At 67.2% G+C, this 21,352-nt stretch carries 18 protein-coding genes; 12 read left to right on the top strand and 6 right to left on the bottom strand.

Annotated elements, in window-relative coordinates; translation table 11 throughout:
• The first annotated feature begins 63 nt into the window (after positions 1-63).
• The 10 genes from AACL56_RS09350 (at position 64) to AACL56_RS09305 (ending at position 12,230) form a co-directional block, all read left to right on the top strand.
• Positions 64-1,101, top strand: a complete 1,038-nt coding sequence (locus tag AACL56_RS09350; protein ID WP_339089563.1) for a bifunctional riboflavin kinase/FAD synthetase — start codon at positions 64-66, stop codon at positions 1,099-1,101.
• A 125-nt stretch (positions 1,102-1,226) separates the two neighbouring features.
• Positions 1,227-4,166: an isoleucine--tRNA ligase gene (ileS, locus tag AACL56_RS09345; RefSeq protein ID WP_339089562.1), complete on the top strand. Its 2,940-nt coding sequence runs from the start codon at positions 1,227-1,229 to the stop codon at positions 4,164-4,166.
• Entirely contained in the window at positions 4,166-4,678 is a 513-nt protein-coding gene (gene lspA, locus AACL56_RS09340) for a signal peptidase II (RefSeq protein ID WP_339089561.1), read from the top strand. The genes ileS and lspA overlap by 1 nt, the downstream gene beginning before the upstream one ends.
• Positions 4,679-4,849: 171 nt before the next feature.
• Complete coding sequence (locus AACL56_RS09335; RefSeq protein WP_339089560.1) at positions 4,850-5,878, top strand: LacI family DNA-binding transcriptional regulator; 1,029 nt, start codon at positions 4,850-4,852, stop codon at positions 5,876-5,878.
• 45 nt (positions 5,879-5,923) lie between these two features.
• Positions 5,924-6,934, top strand: coding sequence for an ABC transporter substrate-binding protein (locus AACL56_RS09330; RefSeq protein ID WP_339089559.1), 1,011 nt, complete (start codon positions 5,924-5,926; stop codon positions 6,932-6,934).
• 15 nt (positions 6,935-6,949) lie between these two features.
• A complete protein-coding gene (locus AACL56_RS09325) occupies positions 6,950-7,783 on the top strand; it encodes an ABC transporter permease (RefSeq protein WP_339089558.1) in 834 nt (277 codons plus the stop codon).
• Between the two features lie 12 nt (positions 7,784-7,795).
• Complete coding sequence (locus AACL56_RS09320) at positions 7,796-8,596, top strand: ABC transporter permease (RefSeq protein WP_339089557.1); 801 nt, start codon at positions 7,796-7,798, stop codon at positions 8,594-8,596.
• Positions 8,586-9,647: an ABC transporter ATP-binding protein gene (locus tag AACL56_RS09315; RefSeq protein WP_339089556.1), complete on the top strand. Its 1,062-nt coding sequence runs from the start codon at positions 8,586-8,588 to the stop codon at positions 9,645-9,647. Before AACL56_RS09320 ends, AACL56_RS09315 begins: the two co-directional genes overlap by 11 nt.
• Positions 9,644-10,504 (top strand): phosphodiesterase, encoded by an 861-nt coding sequence (locus AACL56_RS09310; RefSeq protein ID WP_339089555.1) that lies wholly within the window; start codon positions 9,644-9,646, stop codon positions 10,502-10,504. The genes AACL56_RS09315 and AACL56_RS09310 overlap by 4 nt, the downstream gene beginning before the upstream one ends.
• A gap of 64 nt (positions 10,505-10,568) precedes the next feature.
• Positions 10,569-12,230: a Na/Pi cotransporter family protein gene (locus tag AACL56_RS09305; RefSeq protein WP_339089554.1), complete on the top strand. Its 1,662-nt coding sequence runs from the start codon at positions 10,569-10,571 to the stop codon at positions 12,228-12,230.
• A 924-nt stretch (positions 12,231-13,154) separates the two neighbouring features.
• Here AACL56_RS09305 and AACL56_RS09300 read toward each other — a convergent pair.
• Positions 13,155-14,165, bottom strand: coding sequence for a bile acid:sodium symporter family protein (locus AACL56_RS09300; RefSeq protein WP_339089553.1), 1,011 nt, complete (start codon positions 14,163-14,165; stop codon positions 13,155-13,157).
• 70 nt (positions 14,166-14,235) lie between these two features.
• Between AACL56_RS09300 and AACL56_RS09295 the strand changes: the two genes are divergently transcribed.
• On the top strand, positions 14,236-15,201 hold the full coding sequence (locus AACL56_RS09295; protein WP_339089552.1) for a LysR family transcriptional regulator: 966 nt from the start codon (positions 14,236-14,238) through the stop codon (positions 15,199-15,201).
• Here AACL56_RS09295 and AACL56_RS09290 read toward each other — a convergent pair.
• Entirely contained in the window at positions 15,119-15,586 is a 468-nt protein-coding gene (locus AACL56_RS09290; protein ID WP_339089551.1) for a response regulator, read from the bottom strand. The genes AACL56_RS09295 and AACL56_RS09290 overlap by 83 nt on opposite strands.
• Positions 15,587-15,750: 164 nt before the next feature.
• Positions 15,751-16,737 (bottom strand): quinone oxidoreductase family protein, encoded by a 987-nt coding sequence (locus AACL56_RS09285; protein ID WP_339089550.1) that lies wholly within the window; start codon positions 16,735-16,737, stop codon positions 15,751-15,753.
• Between the two features lie 102 nt (positions 16,738-16,839).
• Between AACL56_RS09285 and AACL56_RS09280 the strand changes: the two genes are divergently transcribed.
• A complete protein-coding gene (locus AACL56_RS09280; RefSeq protein WP_339089549.1) occupies positions 16,840-17,766 on the top strand; it encodes a DMT family transporter in 927 nt (308 codons plus the stop codon).
• 9 nt (positions 17,767-17,775) lie between these two features.
• Here the strand turns inward: AACL56_RS09280 and AACL56_RS09275 are convergent, their stop codons facing one another.
• Genes AACL56_RS09275 through AACL56_RS09265 form a run of 3 tightly spaced genes read right to left on the bottom strand, consistent with a single transcriptional unit; the run spans position 17,776 to position 21,350 of the window.
• On the bottom strand, positions 17,776-19,530 hold the full coding sequence (locus AACL56_RS09275; RefSeq protein ID WP_339089548.1) for a DUF5672 family protein: 1,755 nt from the start codon (positions 19,528-19,530) through the stop codon (positions 17,776-17,778).
• Between the two features lie 32 nt (positions 19,531-19,562).
• Positions 19,563-20,354 carry an SDR family oxidoreductase gene (locus AACL56_RS09270; RefSeq protein WP_339089547.1) on the bottom strand — a complete coding sequence of 264 codons (792 nt, stop codon included), beginning with the start codon at positions 20,352-20,354 and terminating at the stop codon, positions 19,563-19,565.
• Between the two features lie 48 nt (positions 20,355-20,402).
• Positions 20,403-21,350: a DMT family transporter gene (locus AACL56_RS09265; RefSeq protein ID WP_339089546.1), complete on the bottom strand. Its 948-nt coding sequence runs from the start codon at positions 21,348-21,350 to the stop codon at positions 20,403-20,405.
• Between the last annotated feature and the right edge of the window lie 2 nt (positions 21,351-21,352).

The raw sequence follows: 21,352 nt of genomic DNA, 5'->3' as shown, positions 1-21,352 counted from the left end.
TGACAAATCGGCCTGATTCGCCCATTCGACGGGCGCAAGGCGCTATCAAAAAGATACTCACCGATGCAGGTTTTTCGCGGCTTCCGGCACCCGGGCGTGGCTCCTGCCTGTGCCCTCACCATTGGCAATTTCGACGGCGTCCACCGTGGCCACCAGGCCATGCTCGCGCTGCTCCAGACCGAGGCGCGCCAGCGCGGGCTGCCGAGTTGCGTGCTCACCTTCGAGCCCCATCCGCGCGACTATTTCGCGGCGCTCACCAAGAAGCCCGACCTCGCCCCGGCGCGCATCGGCACGCTGCGCGACAAGCTCAGCGAACTGGCGGCCTGCGGCGTGGCGCAGACCATCGTGCTGCCGTTCGACGCGCGGCTGGCTTCGCAGACGCCCGAGGAATTCATCCAGAACGTGCTCGTCGACGGCCTGGGCGCGCGCTATGTGCTGGTGGGCGACGACTTCCGCTTCGGCGCCCGACGCGCCGGCGACTACGCCATGCTCGACGCGGCCGGCGATGCCCGCGGCTTCGACGTGGCGCGCATGAACAGCTACGAGGTGCATGGCCTGCGGGTTTCAAGTTCGGCTGTGCGCGAGGCGCTGGCCGAAGGGCGCATGGCCGACGCCCACACGCTGCTGGGCAGGCCGTACACGATCTCGGGGCACGTGGTCCATGGCCGCAAGCTGGGCCGGGCGCTGGGCGCGTCGTCGCCGGGCAAGGACGACGGCTTCCGCACCCTCAACCTGCGCTTCAAGCACTGGAAGCCGGCCGCCAGCGGCATCTTCGCGGTGCTCGTCCATGGCCTGGCCGAACAGCCGCTGCCGGGCGTGGCCAACCTCGGCGTGCGTCCGTCGCTGGACGCCAACGACGTCAACGGCGGACGGGTGCTGCTGGAGACCCACTGCCTCGAGTGGCCCTCCCATCTGGGCGCCGAAGGGGCCTACGGTAAAATCGTGCGCGTGGAACTCATGCACAAACTGCACGACGAATTGCGCTACACCAGCCTCGAGGCCCTCACTGCGGGCATCGCGAAGGATGGCCGCGACGCGCGTGCGTTCTTTGCATCGACCCACGCAGAAACCCATCGCCAGACCACGCGCGATCGAATTTAGCCCTGCACGCACCGTGCTGCCGCCCTTCGACAAGCTCAGGGCGAACGGCTTTATCTTCCGCACCGACACGCTTCACGCGCTTCGGGCTGAGCCTGTCGGAGCCCCTTGTTTCGCCGCACCCCACCATGTCTGACGCTGCTTCCCCCAAAGATTACCGTTCCACGCTGAACCTGCCCGACACCCCCTTCCCGATGCGCGGCGACCTGCCCAAGCGCGAGCCGGGCTGGGTGAAGGAGTGGAACGACGAAGGCCGCTACCACCGCCTGCGCGACGCCCGCCACGGCGCGCCCAAGTTCATCCTGCACGACGGCCCCCCGTACGCCAACGGCCAGATCCACATGGGCCACGCGGTGAACAAGATCCTGAAGGACATGATCACCAAGGCGCGCCAGCTCGAGGGCTACGACGCGCTCTACGTGCCCGGCTGGGACTGCCATGGCCTGCCGATCGAGAACGCCATCGAAAAGCAGTTCGGCCGCAACCTGAGCCGCGACGAGATGCAGGCCAAGAGCCGCGCCTACGCCACCGAGCAGATCGCCCAGCAGATGGCCGATTTCCAGCGCCTGGGCGTGCTGGGCGAATGGGACCATCCCTACAAGACCATGGACTTCGCCAATGAAGCCGGCGAGCTGCGCGCGTTCAAGCGCGTGATCGAGCGCGGCTTCGTCTACCGGGGCCTGAAGCCGGTGTACTGGTGCTTCGACTGCGGCTCCTCGCTGGCCGAGTTCGAGATCGAATACGCCGACAAGAAGAGCCAGACCATCGACGTGGCCTTCAAGGCGCACGAGCGCGAGAAGGTGCTGAAGGCCTTCGGCACCGACCACACGATCCTGGGCGACATCTTCGCGGTCATCTGGACCACCACCGCCTGGACCATCCCGGCCAACCAGGCGATCAACCTCAACCCCGAGATCGAGTACTCGCTGGTCGACACCGAGCGCGGCCTGCTGATCCTGGCCAACTCGCTGGTCGAGATGTGCATGACGCGCTACGCCCTCGACGGCAAGGTGCTGGCCACGGTCAAGGGCGAGGCGCTCGGCGGGCTCGAGTTCGAGCATCCGCTGGACGACGTCGACGCCGGCTACAAGCGCCTGTCGCCGATCTACCTGGCCGACTACGCCACCGCCACCGACGGCACGGGCCTCGTGCACTCCTCGCCCGCCTACGGCGTGGACGACTTCAACTCCTGCGTCGCGCACGGCCTCTCGTACGACGACATCCTGAACCCGGTGCAGGGCAACGGCAGCTACGCACCCGACTTCCCGCTCTTCGGCGGCCAGAACATCTGGAAGGCCGTGCCGGTCATCATCGCCGCGCTGCGCGACGCGGGCCGCCTGATGACCACCGAGACCATCACGCACAGCTACCCGCACTGCTGGCGCCACAAGACGCCGGTGATCTATCGCGCCGCGGCGCAGTGGTTCATCCGCATGGACGAAGGCGAAGGCGTGTTCACCAAGGACAAGGCGCCCAAGACGCTGCGCCAGACCGCGCTCGACGCCATCGAGCAGACCAGCTTCTACCCCGAGAACGGCAAGGCGCGGCTGCACGACATGATCGCCGGCCGTCCCGACTGGTGCATCAGCCGCCAGCGCAGCTGGGGCGTGCCGATCCCGTTCTTCCTGCACAAGGACTCGGGCGAGCTGCATCCGCGCACCATGGAGATCCTCGACCAGGCCGCCGGCATCGTCGAGAAGGGCGGGATCGAGGCCTGGAGCCGCGTCACGGTCGAGGAGATCCTCGGCGCCGAAGACGCACCGCACTACACCAAGAGCACCGACATCCTCGAGGTGTGGTTCGACTCGGGCTCGACCTTCTATCACGTGCTGCGCGGCACGCACCCCAACGTGCACCACGAAACGGGGCCGGAAGCCGACCTGTACCTGGAAGGTCACGACCAGCACCGCGGGTGGTTCCACTCGTCGCTGCTGCTCGCCTGCGCGCTGGAAGACCGCGCTCCCTACCGTGGCCTGCTCACGCACGGCTTCACGGTCGATGCCAAGGGCATCAAAATGAGCAAGTCGCTCAAGAACGGCATCGACCCGCAGGAAATCAGCAACAAGCTGGGCTCGGAGATCATCCGCCTGTGGGTGGCCGCAAGCGACTACTCGGGCGACATCGCGGGCGACGACAAGATCCTGGCGCGCGTGGTCGACGCCTACCGCCGCATCCGCAACACGCTGCGCTTCCTGATGGCGAACACGAGCGACTTCGACATCGCGAAGGACGCCGTACCGCTCGACCAGCTGTTCGAGATCGACCGCTACGCGCTCTCGCGCGCCGCGCAGTTCCAGGCCGAGATCCTCGCGCACTACAAGGTGTACGAGTTCCACCCGGTGGTGGCCAAGCTGCAGATCTACTGCTCGGAAGACCTCGGCGGCTTCTATCTCGACATCCTGAAGGACCGCCTTTACACCACGGCCCCAGGTTCGTTCGCGCGCCGCAGCGCGCAGACTGCGCTGTGGCACATCTCGCAAGCCATGCTGCGCTGGATGGCGCCGTTCCTGAGCTTCACGGCCGAAGAGGCCTGGAAGTTCGTCGGCACGGGCAAGCCGGGCGAGTCGATCTTCACGCAGACCTACAGCCAGTTCGCCGCGCCCGACGAGGCGCTGCTCGCCAAGTGGGGCCGCATCCGGCTCTTGCGCGACGAGGTCAACAAGAAGCTCGAACTGCTTCGTCAGCAAGGAGAACTCGGCGCCTCGTTGCAGGCCAATGTCGTGGTCTATGCAGACAGCCAGGACTTCGACCATCTGACGTCCCTGGGCGCCGATCTCAAGTTCGTGCTGATCACGTCTTCCGCGCAGGTCGTCGACGCAAGCGACGCACAGGCTGTCGAGGAAATTGCACGACTTGGCTTGGTATCCATCGAGAAGACCAGGGTCGGCGAGCCCCTCGATCAGTTGCCGAGCCAGCTTTTCGTGCACACGACCAAGAGCACCGCGCAGAAATGCGAGCGCTGCTGGCACTACCGCGACGACGTGGGCCACGACGCGAACCATCCGACCATCTGCGGCCGCTGCACGAGCAACCTGTTCGGCGCCGGCGAATCGCGGAGCGTTGCCTGATGGCCGCCGCCCGTTCCCTGTCGGCCTCGCGCTCGCGCGCCGGCAGCATCTGGCCCTGGCTCGGGCTGGCGGTGATCATCGTGATCATCGACCAGTTCACCAAGACGCTGATCCTGGGCTACTACAAGCTCGGCGACGCGACCTACGTGACGAGCTTCTTCAACGTGGTTCGCGCGCACAACACCGGCGCCGCCTTCTCGTTCCTGGCCGACCACTCGGGATGGCAGCGCTGGCTGTTCACCGCCATCGGCGTGGGTGCGGCGATCTTCATCGTGTGGATGCTGCGTTCACATGCGGGGCAGAAGCTCTTCTCTTTCTCGATGGCCTGCATCCTGGGCGGCGCGATCGGCAACGTGGTCGACCGGATGATGCACGGCTACGTGGTCGACTTCCTGAGCTTCCACCTCGGCAACTGGTACTTCCCGGCGTTCAACGCCGCCGACAGCGCCATCACGCTGGGCGCGATCTGCCTGATCGTGGACGAGATCCGGCGCGTGCGGCGCGGCAAGTAAGCCGGCGCGCAGCCAAACGACTCAAGGGCCTTCGGGCCCTTTTTCTTTGGGCGCGGTTTCTCGCCGGCTGCCAAGGGTTTGTCCCCGCTTTCTTGGCCTGTCATGGCGAAGTCATACTGCCGCGGTCCAATGTAATCGATTACATAAACACAGGCCACTGACTTCCGCACGATGAGCATCCAAGCCGTAGCCGCCAGAGCGGGGGTGTCCGTAGCCACCGTGTCGCGGGCCTTCAACTTCCCCGACAAGGTCACGCCCGCCACGCGCGAGCTGGTGGAGCGGGTCGCGCGCGAGCTCAACTACCTGCCCAACGCGAGCGCACGCACCCTGCGCACCCAGCGCAGCCGCGTGCTCGGCGTGGTACTGCCCACGCTGCTGAACCCGACCTTCGCCGAATGCCTGCAGGGCATCGCGCGCGCAGCCGTCGCAGGCGGCTACGCGATCATTCCTGTCACCACCGGCTACAGGCTCGACGAGGAAGAGCGCGCGGTGCACCTGCTGCTGGCGGGCAATGTCGACGGGCTGATCCTCGTGGTGTCGAACCCGTCGACCTCGGCCACCCTGCCCCGGCTTCGTGCCACCGGCGTGCCTTATGTGCTGGCCTACAACCGGCATCCCGACCACCCCTGCGTATCGGTCGACAGCGAAGGCGCCGTGGCCGATGCGGTCGCGCGGCTGGTGCTGCTGGGCCACCGCCGCATCGCCATGGTGAGCGGCACGCTGGCCGCCTCGGACCGTGCGCAGCAGCGCTACCGCGGCTACCTGCGGGGCATGGCCGATGCCGGCCTGGACGCTCCGCCACTGGTCGAGGTGCCGTTCGTCGAGACCGCCGTCGATGCGATCTCGCGCCAGCTGCAGTCGCGCCATCGCCCCACCGCCCTGGTCTGCTCGAACGACCTGCTGGCCATTCGCAGCATCCGTGCCGCGCACCTGAGCGGCCTCCCGGTGCCCGACGAGCTCAGCGTGGTCGGCTTCGACGGCATCGCGCTGGGCGAAGACCTCACGCCTGCGCTCACCACCATCGCGCAGCCCAACAGCGACATCGGCCGCCACAGCGTCGAGCTGCTGATGCAGGCGATGGCCGGCGGTGCCGTGCTGAAGGCCGACGCGAGCCTGCTGCTGCCCCATGCCTTCCGAGACGGCGAGTCGTGCGCCGAGGCGCGCGAAGACAACAACGCCGCAAGTTCGTCAGCGACCTGATTCCTCCCCCCGTTCCCCAGCCCCATCCAACCAAGGAGCTCCACCATGTCCCTTCGCTTCCACCGCATGGCCCGCCTCGGCCTGCTTGCCGCCACCCTCGTCGCGGGCAGCGCCATGGCGCAGACCGCCATCTGCTACAACTGCCCGACCGAATGGGCCGACTGGGGCACCCAGCTGAAGGCCATCAAGGCCAGGACCGGCGTCACCGTGCCGCCCGACAACAAGAACTCGGGCCAGTCGCTCGCGCAGATGTCGGCCGAGAAGGCCAGCCCGGTGGCCGACGTCACCTACCTCGGCGTGACCTTCGCGGTGCAGGCCGCCAAGGACGGCCTGGTCGAACCCTACAAGCCGGCCGCCTGGAAGGACATTCCCGACGGCCTGAAGGACCCCGCGGGCAACTGGTTCACCATCCACTCGGGCACGCTCGGCTTCATGGTCAACGTCGACGCGCTCAAGGGCAAGCCGGTGCCGAAGTCGTGGGCCGATCTGCTCAAGCCCGAATACAAGGGCCTCGTCGGCTACCTCGACCCGGCCTCGGCGTTCGTGGGCTACGTGGGCGCGGTGGCGGTGAACGAGGCGCGCGGCGGCACGCTCGACAACTTCAAGCCGGCCATCGACTACTTCAAGGCACTGCAGAAGAACGAGCCCATCGTGCCGAAGCAGACCTCCTACGCGCGCGTGCTGTCTGGCGAGATCGCGATCCTGCTCGACTACGACTTCAACGCCTACCGCGCCAAGTACAAGGACAAGGCCAACGTGGCCTTCGTTATCCCGAGCGAAGGCACGCTGGCCGTGCCCTACGTGATGAGCCTGGTCGCCAAGGCGCCGCACGCGGCCGACGCGAAGAAGGTGCTCGACTTCACGCTGTCCGACGAAGGCCAGGCGATCTGGGCCAAGGCCTACCTGCGGCCGGTGCGTGCCAGCGCCATGCCCAAGGACATCGAGGCGCAGTTCCTGCCCGCAGCCGAATACGCCCGCGCCAGGAGCGTGGACTACGGCCGCATGGCCGCGGCGCAGAAGGCCTTCTCCGACGAGTACCTGAAGGAAGTGCGCTGATCCGCGCGGCCTGAGATGACGACGCAAGCCGCCAGCTCCAACGCCTGGAACCCGCGCTGGCGGCTGCTGGCCTGTGCCGCGCCCGCGGCGGCCTTCTTCGCGGCCTTCTGGCTGCTGCCGGTGGTGCGGCTGCTCGCGCTGCCCGCGGACAAGGGCTGGGCCAGCTACTTCGCGGTGCTGACCGACGCGCGCTACCTGCAGAGCATGGCCAACACCGTGCTGCTGTCCGTGGCCGTGACGCTGGCCACGCTGGTGCTGGGCGCGGCCGTGGGCATCTACCTGGCGCGCCACGCCTTCATCGGCAAGCGCATGCTGCTGTCGCTGCTCACGCTCCCGCTGTCGTTCCCCGGCGTGATCATCGGTTTCTTCGTGATCCTGCTCGGCGGCCGCCAGGGCGTGGTGGCGAACCTGAGCGACAGCCTCTTCGGCGAGCGCATCACCTTCGCCTACGGCCTGCTCGGTCTGTTCCTGGCCTACCTGTACTTCTCGCTGCCGCGAGCCATTGCCACCTATGCCGCGGCGGCCGAGTCGATGAACACGCAGCTCGAAGAAGCCGCGCGTTCGCTCGGCGCCTCGCGCCTGCGCGTGGCGCGCGACGTGTGGATGCCCGAGCTCGCGCCCACCACCCTGGCCTGCGGCGCGATCCTGTTCGCCACCTCGATGGGCGCCTTCGGCACGGCCTTCACGCTCGCGAGCAAGTTCGAGGTGATCCCGATCACCATCTACAACGAGTTCACCAACTACGCCAACTTCGCGCTCGCCGCGTCGCTGTCGATCTCGCTGGGCATCGTGACCTGGCTGGTGCTGTTCGTGGCGCGCCGCTTCGGCGCGAACCCTGTCGCACGCTGAGGGCCACCCACCATGCGAAACCACACATCCGCCAAGGCACCCTTCCTGCTTGCCGTGACGGTCATCGTGAGCCTCTTCATGATCGCGCCGATGCTGCTGTCGGTCATGGCAGGGCTCGTCAACAACTACAGCACCGGGCTGAAGAGCGGCCTCACGCTGCGCTGGCTCGGCGAGGTGTGGGAGAACTACGGCGGCACGGTCGGCTGGTCGCTGGCGCTGGCCGTGGCCTGCGTGATCGGCACCGTGCTGCTCGGCGTGCCCTGCGCCTATGCGCTCGCGCGCAGCCGCTCGCGCGGCGCGCGCATCTTCGAGGAACTGCTGACGCTGCCGGTCGCGGTCCCGGGCCTGGCCACCGCGCTCGCGCTGATCCTCGCCTACGGGCAGCTCACCGCGTTCCGCCAGAGCTTCGCCTTCATCCTCGTGGGCCACATCGTGTTCACGCTGCCCTTCATGGTGCGCACCGTGAGCTCGGCCTTCGAGCGCGACGACCTGCTCGCGCTCGAGGAGGCCGCGCGCTCGCTCGGTGCGAACTTCCGCCAGCGCTTCATGGGCATCCTGGTGCCGGCCGTGTTCCCGGCCATCGTGGCGGGCAGCCTGATGGTGTTCACGCTCTCGGTGGGCGAATTCAACCTGACGTGGATGCTGCACACGCCGCTCACGCGCACCCTGCCCGTGGGCCTGGCCGACAGCTACGCCTCGATGCGCATCGAGATCGGCTCGGCCTACACGCTGGTCTTCTTCGCCGTCATCCTTCCCGTGCTGTGGGGCCTGCAGTACCTCGCCACACTCATCCAGAAACGCCATGGAACTTGAACGCGTCCCCATCGACATCGCCAACTGCGCCAAGACCTACGCCGACGGCACGCGCGGCCTGCAACCCACCGACCTGCAGGTGCAGGCCGGCGAGGTGCTCGCCCTGCTCGGCCCGTCGGGCTGCGGCAAGACCACGCTGCTGCGGCTGATCGCCGGGCTGGAGTCGCCCGATGCGGGCAGCCGCATCGTGTTCGGCGGCCAGGACGTGACGCAGCGCCCGGTCGAGCATCGCGGCGTGGGCATGGTGTTCCAGAGCTACGCGCTCTTTCCGCAGATGACGGTGGCCGCCAACATCGGCTACTGCCTGCGCATCCGCGGCGTGGCAGCGGCCGAAGAGCAGCGTGCCGTGGGCGAGCTGGTCGACCTCGTGCGCCTCAACGGCCTGGAGAACAGGCGCCCGGCCGAGCTCTCGGGCGGCCAGCGCCAGCGCGTGGCACTGGCGCGCGCGGTGGCCGTGCGCCCGCGCGTGCTGCTGCTCGACGAGCCGCTGGCCGCGCTCGATGCGAAGCTCAAGGAATCGCTGCGCGACGAGCTCGCCGACCTCCTGCGCCGGCTCCACATCACGGCCATCCACGTCACCCACGACCAGCAGGAGGCGCTGGCCATCGCCGACCGGCTCGCGGTGATGCGCGCGGGGCGCATCGTGCAGGTGGGCCGCGGCGAAGACCTGTACCGCGCGCCGGCGCATCCTTTCGTGGCGGAGTTTCTCGGCCGGGTGAACCGGCTCGAACGCGAACCCGGGGCCATCGCACAAGGCGTTGTCCGACTCGGAGGGGCCGAAATGCCCTGCCCCGCCGCCTGGCAAAGCCATGCAAACCTGCTGGTCCGGCCGGAAGACATCGAGGTGAACACGCCCCAGCCCGGCTGGGGCGCCGCCACCGTCGAACGCCGCACCTTTCTCGGCGATCGCGTGCAACTGCACCTGCGCGTGGCCGACCAGCCCCTGTTGGTGGCCGACGTGGGACGAGACACTCCTTTCGCACCGGGCGACAGCGTGGGCCTTCGCATCCACCCCGACCGCCTGATGACGTCGCAGGAAGCCAACGCATGACGACAGCCTCAACGAACGACAACACCTTCCTGGTCCAGCTGACCGACCTGCACATCCGCGAGCCGGGCCGGCTGGCCTACGGCCGCATCGACACCGCGCCGTACCTCGAACGCGCGGTGCAGTCGGTGCTGGCCCTGCGCCAGCCGCCCGACGCGGTGGTGATCACCGGCGACCTGACCGATTTCGGCCGCGCCGCCGAATACGAGCACCTCGCCCGGCTGCTGGCGCCGCTGGCCATGCCGGTCTACCTGCTGCCCGGCAACCACGACGACCGCGATCAGCTGCGCCGCAGCTTTCCCGGCCATGCCTACCTGGGCACCGGCGCCGACACGCACGGCTTCGTCCAGTATTCGGTGCGAGTCGGCGCGCTGCGCCTGCTCACGCTCGACACCTGCGTGCCCGGCGCCAGCCACGGCACCCTGTGCGAGAAGCGCCTGGCCTGGCTCGGGGCCGAACTCGAGGCGGCGCGCGGCGAACCCGTGGTGGTCGCCATGCACCACCCGCCGTTCCGCACGCTGATCGGCCACATGGACGAGATCGGCCTGCTGGAAGGCGCCGACGCGCTCGAAGCCCTGCTTTCGCGCTACACGAACGTCGAACGCGTGATCTGCGGCCACCTGCACCGCGCCATCGACGTTCGCTTCGGCGGCACCATCGCCTCGACCTCCCCCGCGCAGGCGCACCAGGTCTGTCTCGACCTCGCCCCCGACGCGGCCTCCGCCTGGACGCTCGAGCCGCCCGCATTCCGGGTGCACGCCTGGTCCTCCGCCGAGCGGCGGCTGGTCACGCACCTCGCGGCTTCGGGGAACTTCGAAGGGCCGTATCCTTTCCACGAAAACGGAGCGCTGATCGACTGAAACGCGTATCCGTGGAAAATGGGGTCAAAACGAACCAAAACGAAAAGGATAGAACCCGACACCCATGAAGCATCTCCTGAATCTGCTGGCGGCCATCGCCCTGCTGGTCTGGGGCACCCAGCTCGTTCGCACCGGCGTGCTGCGCGTCTTCGGCGCCAACCTGCGCAAGATCCTCGTGCAGAGCATGCGCAACCGCTTCACGGCCGCCCTTTCGGGCATCGGCGTGACCGCGCTGGTGCAATCGAGCACCGCCACCTCCCTCATGACCTCGTCCTTCGTCGGGCAGGGTCTGGTGACGCTGCCTGCGGCGCTGGCGGTGATGCGGGGGGCGGACGTGGGCACCGCGCTGATCTCGGTGCTGTTCTCGGCGGACCTGTCGTGGCTGTCCCCCATGTTCATCTTCGTGGGCGTGGTGCTGTTCATCGCACGCGCCGACACCGTGGCCGGCCGCGTCGGCCGCGTGCTGATCGGACTCGGGCTGATGCTGCTGGCACTGCAGCTCGTGGTGGAGGCCACCGAGCCCCTGTTCTCCTCGCCCGCCGTGCGCACGCTGCTCGCATCGATCAACAGCGATGTGCTGCTGGAGATCACCATCGGCTCGGTGCTGGCGATCGTGGCGTATTCGAGCCTTGCCGTCGTCCTGCTGGTGGCCGCCATGGCCACCTCCAACGTCGTGCCGCTGGACGTGGCCCTGGGCCTGGTGCTCGGCGCCAACCTCGGCAGCGGCCTGCTGGCCGTGCTGACCACCGCCAAGTCCGCCATCCCGGTGCGGCAGGTGACCATCGGCAACCTGCTCTTCAAGGCCCTGGGCGTTGCCATCGTCGCGCCCTTCATCGGCCTGTGGATCCGCTACGTGCAGCCCGAACTGCCGAACCAGACCCACGGCGTGGTGCTGTTCCACCTCGCATTCAACGTCATCATCAGCGTCGGCTTCATCGGCCTCACGCAATGGGTGGCCAAGCTGGTGAGCCGCATGCTGCCCGTGCCCCAGCAGGCCACAGGCACCAGCCGCCCGCATCATCTCGACCCCTCGGCCCTGTCCACCCCGTCGCTGGCCATCTCGAACGCCGCGCGCGAAGCGCTGCACCAGGCGGACATCGTGGAGACCATGCTCATCGGCATCCTCGACGTGATCCGCCACAACGACACGCGCCTGGCGCAGGAGCTGCGGCAGCTCGACGACACCGTCGACCAGCTCTATTCGGCCATCAAGTACTACATGACCCGCATCTCGCGCGAGGCGCTGGGCGAGGAGGAAAGCCGGCGCTGGACCGACATCATCAGCTTCACGATCAACATGGAGCAGATCGGCGACATCATCGAGCGCGTGATCATCGATGTGGAAGACAAGAAGATCAAACCGCATCGCAACTTCTCCGAAGCCGGCATGGCAGAGATCGTTGAGCTCCATGGGCGGCTCGTCGCCAACCTGCGGCTGAGCATGAGCGTGTTCCTCAACGGCAACGTGCGCGACGCGCAGAAGCTGCTCGAGGAGAAGGCGCGCTTCCGTGACCTGGAACGCGCGTATGCCACCACCCACCTCGATCGCCTGTCCGATCGAACCACGCTGAGCATCGAGACCAGCTCACTGCACATCGACCTGATCAGCGACCTGAAGCGGATCAATTCGCACATCTGCTCGATTGCTTATCCGATTCTCGAGTCGGCAGGGGCGTTGGCGCCCAGTCGGTTGAGGGAGTCTCGGCTGGGGAAGATTGAGGGGTAGGGTTTGTTGCGGGCAACCTGTGTTGTTGGGGTTGCTGTTTGCTCTGGGTTTGGTCTGGGTTTGGTCTGGTAGACAGGTTGGTTGGGAATTTGCTTTTCGAGGCCGGGTCTCGGCCCGGCGGCCGACCTACTTTTCTTTGCTTCGCCAAAGAAACGTAGGCAAAAGAGAGGCGACCCTGCTGTCCGCGTCCCTCCGCTTCGCTACGGGCAACCTGCGGTGCTCGACATAGGAGGGGGTCCGCAGAACTCGCTCCACTGCGTTGCGCTCAAACAGCTGCGGCCCTGATCCCTCCTACGTCTGCGCTCCTCGGCGCAGCCAGAAGGGATTTCAATACCGAACGCGCCATCGCTTCGCTCGGCTTCGGAACTGACGGCTCGAACTCTCGTTCTCGCTGCACTCATGCTCATGCTCATGCTCATGCTCATGCTCATGCTCATGCCCGTGTCCGTGTCCGTGTCTGTGTCCAGGCCCGTGCTTGCACTTCTGCCTTGCTCTTGCTCTTGCTCTTGCTCTTGCTCTTGCTCTCGATCCATTTTCAGGTCGGTCTCAACGCTGGCACCTGCACTGCATTGACCGCTTCAAACCGTCATCGACACCAACAGAGGCCTTCGCACAGTTTCAACACTCCAGGCGCACAGCGCCTGCAGTGACCAGAGGCCGAGCGAAGCAATGGCCCGTGTGGTTCCCGCGCCCTCCCCTCTGGCTGCGCCGAGGAGCGCAGCGTTTCGCGGATCAGGGCTCGCAGCTGTTTGAGCGAAGCGAGTTCTGCGAGACCCCGCGAAACGCGAGCACCGCAGGTTGCCCCGTAGCGCAGCGAAGGGGTCGCAGACAGTGGGGTCGCCTTTCTTTTGCCTACTTTTCTTTGGCGAAGCAAAGAAAAGCAGGTCGGCCGCCGGGCCGAGACCCGGCCCCGGAAGCCAAACACTACTTGGCAGCAACTTCCAACGAACCATCCCGGACCGAAGAGTCACTCACCCGCCGCGCATACCGCTGCGCCAACACAGCACAAACCATCAACTGCATCTGATGAAAAAGCATCAAGGGCAGCACGATAGCCCCCACAGCATGCGAAGCAAACAAGACCTTCGCCATGGGAATCCCACTCGCCAGGCTCTTCTTCGACCCGCAGAAAACAATGGTGATCTCGTCGGCCTTGTCGAACCCCAGCTTGCGAGCAGACAGCGTCGTCAGCGTCAACGCCAGTGCCAGCAGCACAGCGCAGACCAGCAGCAAGCCCAGCAACGCACTCACGGGAATCTGCTTCCAGAGCCCTTCGATCACCGCCGCACTGAACGCCGTATAGACCACCAGCAGGATCGACCCCTGGTCCACGAACTTCAGCACCGCCGCACGCTTCTGCACCCACTTCCCGATCACCGGCCGCAGCAGGTGCCCGGCAGCGAACGGCACCATCAGCTGCAGGAGGATCTTCCCGATCGAATCGAAGGAGGAAGATGCGTTGCCCCCGTGCGGCAACACCACCAGATTCACAAGCACCGGCGTGATGAACACCCCGAGCAGGGTCGACGCCGAGGCGCTGCAGATCGCGGCCGGCATGTTTCCCCGCGCCATCGCGGTGAAGGCGATCGCCGACTGCACGGTGGCCGGCAGCACGCAGAGGAAGAGCACGCCGGTGTACAGGTCCGGCGTCACCAGCGGCGACAACACGGGCTTCAGGGCGATGCCCAGCACCGGGAACAGGATGAAGGTCGCGGCGAACACCAGCAGGTGCAGCCGCCAGTGCGTGATCCCCGCCATGATCGCCTCGCGCGACAGCTTCGCGCCATGAAGGAAGAACAGCAGCCCGATCGCCACGGTGGTCAGGCCTTCGAAGAAGTGCGCGACGCGGCCGCTGGCCGGCAGGAGGCTTGCAAGGGTCACGACCGAGACGAGCGCGAGCGTGAAGTTGTCGGGGAGAAAGCGTGAACGTGCCATGACGCGAATTGGACTCCGCCGCGATTCAAAAGAGAAATGGATTTATCGGATGGATATATGATTTCGCCGCATGAACGTCACCCTGCGCCAGCTTCGCGTGTTCCGCTCCGTGGCAGAAGGCCGCAACTTCAGCCGTGCCGGTGACCAGGTCGGCCTGAGCCAGCCCGCCGTGAGCCGCTCGATCCTCGAACTCGAATCGCAGCTCGGCCTCAAGCTGCTCGACCGCACCACGCGCGAGGTGGTGCTGACAGAGGCCGGCCAGTCGCTTGCGGCCCGCCTCGATCGCGTGCTCGACGACCTCGACCAGACCCTGCAGGACGTTGCCGGACTTGCCAGCGCACGCGGCGGCAAGGTGCGCGTAGCCAGCAGCCCGACGCTCTCTGCCAACCTCATGCCGGGCTGCATCGCCACCTGCGCCGAGACGGCGCCGGGCATCCAGTTCCTGCTGCTCGACCGCATCCAGCAGGACGTGCTCGACAGCGTGCGCAGCGGCGAAGTCGACTTCGGCGTGGTCATCGAGCCTTCCGAAGCCGACGACCTGTATTGCGAGCCGATCCTGGCCGACCCGTTCGTGCTCGTGTTGCCGCCGTCGCACCGTCTCGCGCAGAAGCCGTCGGTGCGCTGGAGCTCGCTCGAAGGGCAGCCGCTGGTGCTGCTCGACCACGCCTCGGGCAGCCGGCGCCTCATCGACCAGGCACTGGAGCGCAATGGCGCGCAGTGCGAGGTGAAGCAGCAGCTCGGACACCCGACCACCGTCTTCCGCATGGTCGAAGCCGGCATCGGCATCAGCGTGATGCCGGGAATGTCGTTGCCGCCCGAAGGGCTGGCGCAGCTTGCAGTGCGCCCTCTGGCGCCGCGCGTTCAGCGCGCGGTGATGCTGATCCGCCGGCGAAACCGCGCACTCTCGCCGCTGGCGGAGCACGTCTGGGGCATCGTGCGCGACACCGCCGCGCTCAATGCCGCAGCGGTGTCTGGCGAGAGCGCGTCGAAGGTTCCGAAGGCTGCGCAGAAGCCATTCCCGAAGGCGGGCTCCTGAACAGCGCCTGGCGCTGGCGCACGCAGAAGTCGATCAGGTCTTCCACCTCGGTGGCCTTGTCGAACACTGCGTCGGCGCCGAGCATGGCGCACTTTCGGCGCATCTCGGGCGTGGCGTAGTTGCTCAGCACCACCATCTTCTGGCCGGGCTCGCGATCGCGGCAGGCCTCGAGCACGCGAAAGCCGGTGCCGTCCTTCAGGAACAGGTCGACGATCGCCAGGTCCCACTGCGACAGATTCACCGTCAGCCAGCGCGTACCTTCGGCTTCCGACTCGGCCTGTCCGATGGGATCGATGCGTGCGACTTCCCGCAAGGTGCCTACCAGGTTCTCGCGGATGGTGGCGTTGTCTTCGACGATGAAAGTGCGAATGTTGCTTGTGTTCATCACGGATGTGCTCGGATTGCCTTCAGGTTTTTCAGGCTCTGACCGAGGCTACAAAGTGCACCCGCCACAAGTCGAAGGCATGACGCCCCAGCGCGGGTAGGACAAGACTGGCGTCAATCCTGCCCACCGCGCCCACAGCATCAGTCGCTTCGCGGATTCCGGTTTCAGAGCGTGAGGATCGTGCAACCCGTGGTCTTGCGTGCCTCGAGGTCGCGGTGCGCCTGCTGCACGTCGGCCAGCGCATAGCGCTGCTCGATCGGGATCTTCACCGCGCCGCTGCGCACCACGGCGAACAGGTCGTCGGCCATGGCCTGCGTGCTCTCGCGCGTGGACATGTGGGTGAACAGCGTGGGTCGCGTCACGTACAGCGAACCCTTCGACGCTAGCGTGCCGAGGTTGATCGGCGGCACGGGGCCCGAGCCGTTGCCGAAGACCGCCAGCAGGCCGAACGGCCGCAGGCAGTCGATCGAGCCTTCGTAGGTGTCCTTGCCCACAGAGTCATACACCACCTTCACGCCCTTGCCGCCGGTGATCTCCTTCACGCGCTGCGCGAAGTTCTCGGTGCTGTAGTTGATGGCATGCGCCGCGCCGTGCGCCAGCGCGAGCTTGCACTTGGCGTCGCTGCCGGCGGTGCCGATCAGCTGCAGCCCCAGCGCTTTCGCCCACTGGCAGGCAATGAGGCCCACGCCGCCCGCGGCCGCATGGAACAGGATGAAGTCGCCGGCCTGGAGGCCTTCGGCCGGCAGCGTCTTCTTCAGCAGGTACTGCGTGGTCAGGCCCTTGAGCATCATGGCCGCGCCGGTCTCGAAGGAGATGTCGTCGGGCAGCTTGCACACGCACTTGGCCGGCATCACGCGCAGCTCGCAATACGCACCGGGCGGCGGGCTTGCGTAGGCGGCACGGTCGCCGGCCTTCAGGTGCGTCACGCCCCCGCCCACCGCCTCGACGACGCCCGAGGCCTCCATGCCGAGCTGCAGAGGCATGGCGAACGGGTAGAGGCCGCTGCGCTGGTAGGTGTCGATGAAGTTCAGGCCCACGGCCTTGTGACGGATGCGGATCTCGCCGGGGCCGGGCTCCCCGACATCCACCTCGACGATCTTCAGTTCTTCGGGACCGCCATGGCGGTCGATACGGACGGCTTTGCTCATCATGTTTCAGTCTCCATGCGCAAGGGAAAAACGGAGCACGCATCCTGCCACGCCCGGGTGTCCCGTGGCGGCGCGGGGCATCATTGCCCGGTAGAGTCGGCGGCCATGTCGACACCGCCGCAGCACCTTCCCCGCCACGCGCCGCTCACGGCCCTTACCGTTGTCCTGCTGCTCATTCCGCCGCTGCTGTGGGCCAGCAACGCCGTGGTCGGTCGCATGGTGCGTGAGCTGGTGTCGCCACTCACGCTGAACTTCGTGCGCTGGGTGATCGCCTTCGTGCTGCTGCTGCCGTTCGCCGCGCCGGTGCTGCGCCGCGGCAGCCCGCTGTGGACGCACTGGAAGCGCTACGCGCTGCTCGGGCTGCTGGGCATCGGCCTGTACAACGCCTCCCAGTACCTGGCGCTGCAGACCTCCACGCCCATCAACACCACGCTGGTGGGCTCCAGCCTGCCACTGTGGATGCTCGCCGTGGGCAGCGTGTTCTTCGGCGCGCGTGTGAACGCACGCGAAATAGGCGGCGCGCTGCTGTCGATGGTCGGCGTGCTGCTGGTGCTCAGCCGCGGCGAATGGCAACAGCTGCTCGGGCTGCGGCTGGTGCCGGGCGACCTCTACATGATCGTGGGCACCATCGCCTGGGCCTTCTACAGCTGGCTGCTGGCGCGCACGCACGAGCCGAAGGCGGTGCGCCAGGACTGGGCAGCGTTCCTGATGGCGCAACTGGTGTTCGGCCTGGCATGGTCGGGCGCGCTGGCCGCCGGCGAATGGACGCTGACCGACGCGCACATCAACCTGGGTTGGCCGCTCGTCGCGGCCATGCTCTTCATCGGCATCGGTCCCGCGGTGGTGGCCTACCGCTGCTGGGGCACCGGCGTGCAGCGCGCGGGGCCGCAGGCAGCCAGCATCTTCATGAACCTCACGCCGCTGTTCGCGGCCGTGCTGTCGGCCGCCTTCCTGCGCGAGCCGCCGCACTGGTACCACGGCGCGGCGTTCCTGCTGATCGTGGGTGGGATCGTGGTGGCGTCCCGGCGCTGAGCGCGGCCCTCAGGCGAAGAGCTGCGCCATCCCGGGCTCTTCTCGCATCCAGCGCGGCGCTTCTGCCTTGTCCACCACGCGCCAGGCATAGCCCGGGCGGTCGTACAGATCGTGCCCCGACGCCAGCAGCGCGGGAATGTCGATGGCATCGAGAAAAGCCTGCGAGTTGTACTCCTGGTGCGCAAAGCCCCGGATCTTCGCGCGCACCGCGTCCTCGCTCATCGCAAGGTACGAGAAGTGCCAGCCGGCATCCGCCAGGATCAGCGCCGGCTGCGCGCCGCTGCGCACTCGCATGCGAAGCTGGTCGGGCGTGAGGCTGTCGAAGCGGGCACGCGTGGCGGCCACGGTCCACACCGACGAGGCCTCCGGCCCTTCGACGTTGCGGTAGTTCGCATAGAAATAGTAGAAGGCCTGGCACAACCCGTAGACCTCGTGTCGGCGGTCGTCGCGCATCGCGCGAACCACCTCGGCGCGCGGAATCTCGTCGGCGTCCGAGACCATCACCAGGTCGTGCGGCGCCGCATCGTGCAGGCCGCGCATGACCTGGTTGCGCTGGAACTTCTCTCGTATCCAGAAGCCGGACTTCGGCGCATCGGAATGCCAGTCGCCCACCACCGCCGCAGCATCGGCCGCCTCGTCGATCATCGGCATGTCGTGCACCGCGATGTAGCGGATGCGCGGCAGGAAAGCCGCGATGCGCGGGTCGGCGGCATCGAAGCGCAGCGCCTTCGGCTCGCCGCTGAAGGTGCAGTCGGCCTCGACGACGACGAAGCAATCGACCACGTCAGACAGCTCGTGCAGCCGCGCCGCGAGGATGTCGGCCTCGCCGTTGTAGGTGATGCAGTCGTAGACCCTACGCGTGGGCATCGCTGCGGTCTTCGCCTCGGGCTCCGGCGCGAACTCGATGCAGTAGCCGTTGCGCTCGAACATCTGCAGGATGTCGCGCTCGCCGTACCAGCCGTCGAGCTGCGACAACGGAATCAGCGACCGCAGCGTGAGCGGCGACAGGCTCACGAGCTGCCGCACCTTCGCATGATGGCCGAAGAGCAGCATCGCGTCGTAGCCATGGTGCAGCTGCGGCCCCGCGTGCTCGATGGCAAAGCTGCGCGCCAATTCCAGCGGCGCAAAGCGCATGCCCACGGCTTCGAGCGCGGGGCGCAGCACGCCGCTGAGCTGCACGTCCTCGAGCAGCGCGTTGTGGTCCCAGTGCATCCGCACCGGCTCGCCGCCGACCGCATCGGGCGGCGGAATCTCCACACGGATGTGCGTATGGTCGACCAGCGCGCGCATGAAGCGCCGGCTGCGCAGGCTGAAGCCGCCGTTCTGGATGGGCGTGACGACGTGGCCGGGCTTGGCGAGCTCGTCCGCCCACTCGAAGCGGTTGCGCCAGTACGTCCCCTGGGGCGAATCGATCTTCGCGAGATGGATGGGGGCGCCGATGTAGTCGCAGTCCAGGAACCCGTCGCTCCAGTTGGCGGCGTTGACGACCCAGCCGTCTTCCTGCACGACCAGCGCGAACTCGGTCTGAACCACGCGCCACAGCGCGAACATCATGAACCAGCTGTACTCGTGGTAGTTCAGCGGCGCGATCGCCAGATGTTCGATGCCGGGCGCCAGGTCGTCGGGCGCCTTCGGGCTGCACAGCAGCGCGCGGGCGCCGGGCATCTGTGCCTGGCTGTGCCGCAGCGCCAGCGCCGCGCCGCGCGCGTCGGGTAAGCCGGTGACCGAGACCAGCGTTATTTTTTTGAATGACTCCCTGCTCACGATGCGCCTCCCGTCGCTCTCGTGAATCGCGCTCAGTAGGTGCCGGGGTAGGCGCCGCCGTCGGCCAGGATGTTCTGGCCCGTCATGTAACCGGCCTGCATGCTGCACAGGAACGCGCAGATGGCGCCGAACTCGGCCGGCGTGCCGAAGCGCCTGGCCGGGATGTTCTTCTTGCGGGCTTCCCACACAGTGTCGAAGTCCTGGCCGCTTTTCTGCGCCGCGCCGGCCATCGTGCCCTTGAGGCGGTCGGTGTCGAACGACCCCGGCAGCAGGTTGTTGATGGTCACGCCCTGCGCCGCCACCGCCGTGCGTGCCACGCCGGCCACGAAGCCGGTGAGGCCGCTGCGTGCGCCGTTCGACAGGCCCAGGATGTCAATCGGCGACTTCACCGAGCTCGACGTGATGTTCACGATGCGGCCGAAGCCGCGCTTCGCCATGCCGTCCACCGTGGCCTTGATGAGCTCGATGGGCGTGAGCATGTTGGCATCGACCGCCTTGATCCACGCCTCGCGGTCCCAGTTGCGGAAGTCGCCGGGCGGCGGACCGCCGGCGTTGGTGACGACGATGTCGAAGTCGTGGCCCAGCGCGAACACGGCCGCCCGGCCGGCTTCGGTGGTGATGTCGGCGGCCACGTGTTTCACGAACGCGCCCGACGTCCCGGCGGCTTCCACCAGCTTCTTCGATGCCGCCTCGAGCGCCTCGGCGCCGCGCGCCACGATCACCACGTTGACGCCTTCGCGCGCCAGCGCTTCCGCACAGCCGTAGCCCAGCCCCTTGCTTGCGCCGCACACCAGCGCGGTCTTGCCTGCGATACCCAGATCCATGTCGTTTCTCCAGTCGGTCTTGTATGTGTTGAGGTTTCGCAAGGGGCCTCAGCGCCCCTTGCGCGTGAAAACGAAGATGCCCGCGATCACGAGCACCGTGCCGGCCGCAATCCATGCGGTGAACGGCTCGCCGAGTATGACCACCCCCATGAGGATGGTCGACAGCGGCCCGATCATGCCGGTTTGCGCGGCCACCGCGGGGCCGATGCGCTCGATGGCCATCATCACCATGAGGACGGGCACCGCCGTGCACAGCGTGGCGTTGAGCACCGACAGCCAGATCACCTCGGGCGCCACCGCCATCGCGGCGCTCATCGGCCGCGTGAGCACGAACTGCAGGATGCACAGCACGCAGGCCACGGTGGTGGCCAGGCCCACCAGGCGCAGCGACCCGAGGCGTTTGACGAACTCGCCGCTGTAGACGAGATAGCCCGCATAGCTCACGGCGCTCAGGAACACGAGGAACGCGCCCCACGCCGCCGCCCCGCCGCCCTTGCCGCTGCCGCCGCTCCAAAGTTCGTGGCCGAACACCAGCAGCACGCCGGCATAGCTCACGACCATGCCAAGCACCTGCGGGCGCGTCGGGCGGCGCCGGTACAGCAGCCAGCCGAAGAACAGCACCAGCGTGGGGTTGAGGTAGAGGATGAGCCGCTCGAAGCTGGCCGAGATGTAGGCGAGCCCGGCGAAATCGAGAAAGCTCGCGAGGTAGTAGCCCGAGAAGCCCAGGCCGATCACGCCGATCCAGTCGCGTCCGGTGAGCGCAGGCTTGCCGCGCCCCGCCCACCATGCCATCACCGCGAACAGCGGCAGCGCGAACAGCATGCGCAGCATGATGAGCGTGACGGCGTCCACCCCGTAGCGGTACGCCAGCTTGACGATGATGGCCTTGCCGCTGAACGCGATGGCGCCCAGCGTCGCAAGCACCAGGCCGGACGCATAGCCCTTCCTGTGCGTCTCCAAAGAGGGAATGCCGGTCGATGCGGCTGTCTTGTTCATCC

This window comes from Variovorax paradoxus (genome assembly GCF_902712855.1).
Lineage (GTDB): Bacteria > Pseudomonadota > Gammaproteobacteria > Burkholderiales > Burkholderiaceae_C > Variovorax > Variovorax paradoxus_Q.
This window is presented reverse-complemented; position numbering and strand designations above follow the sequence as displayed.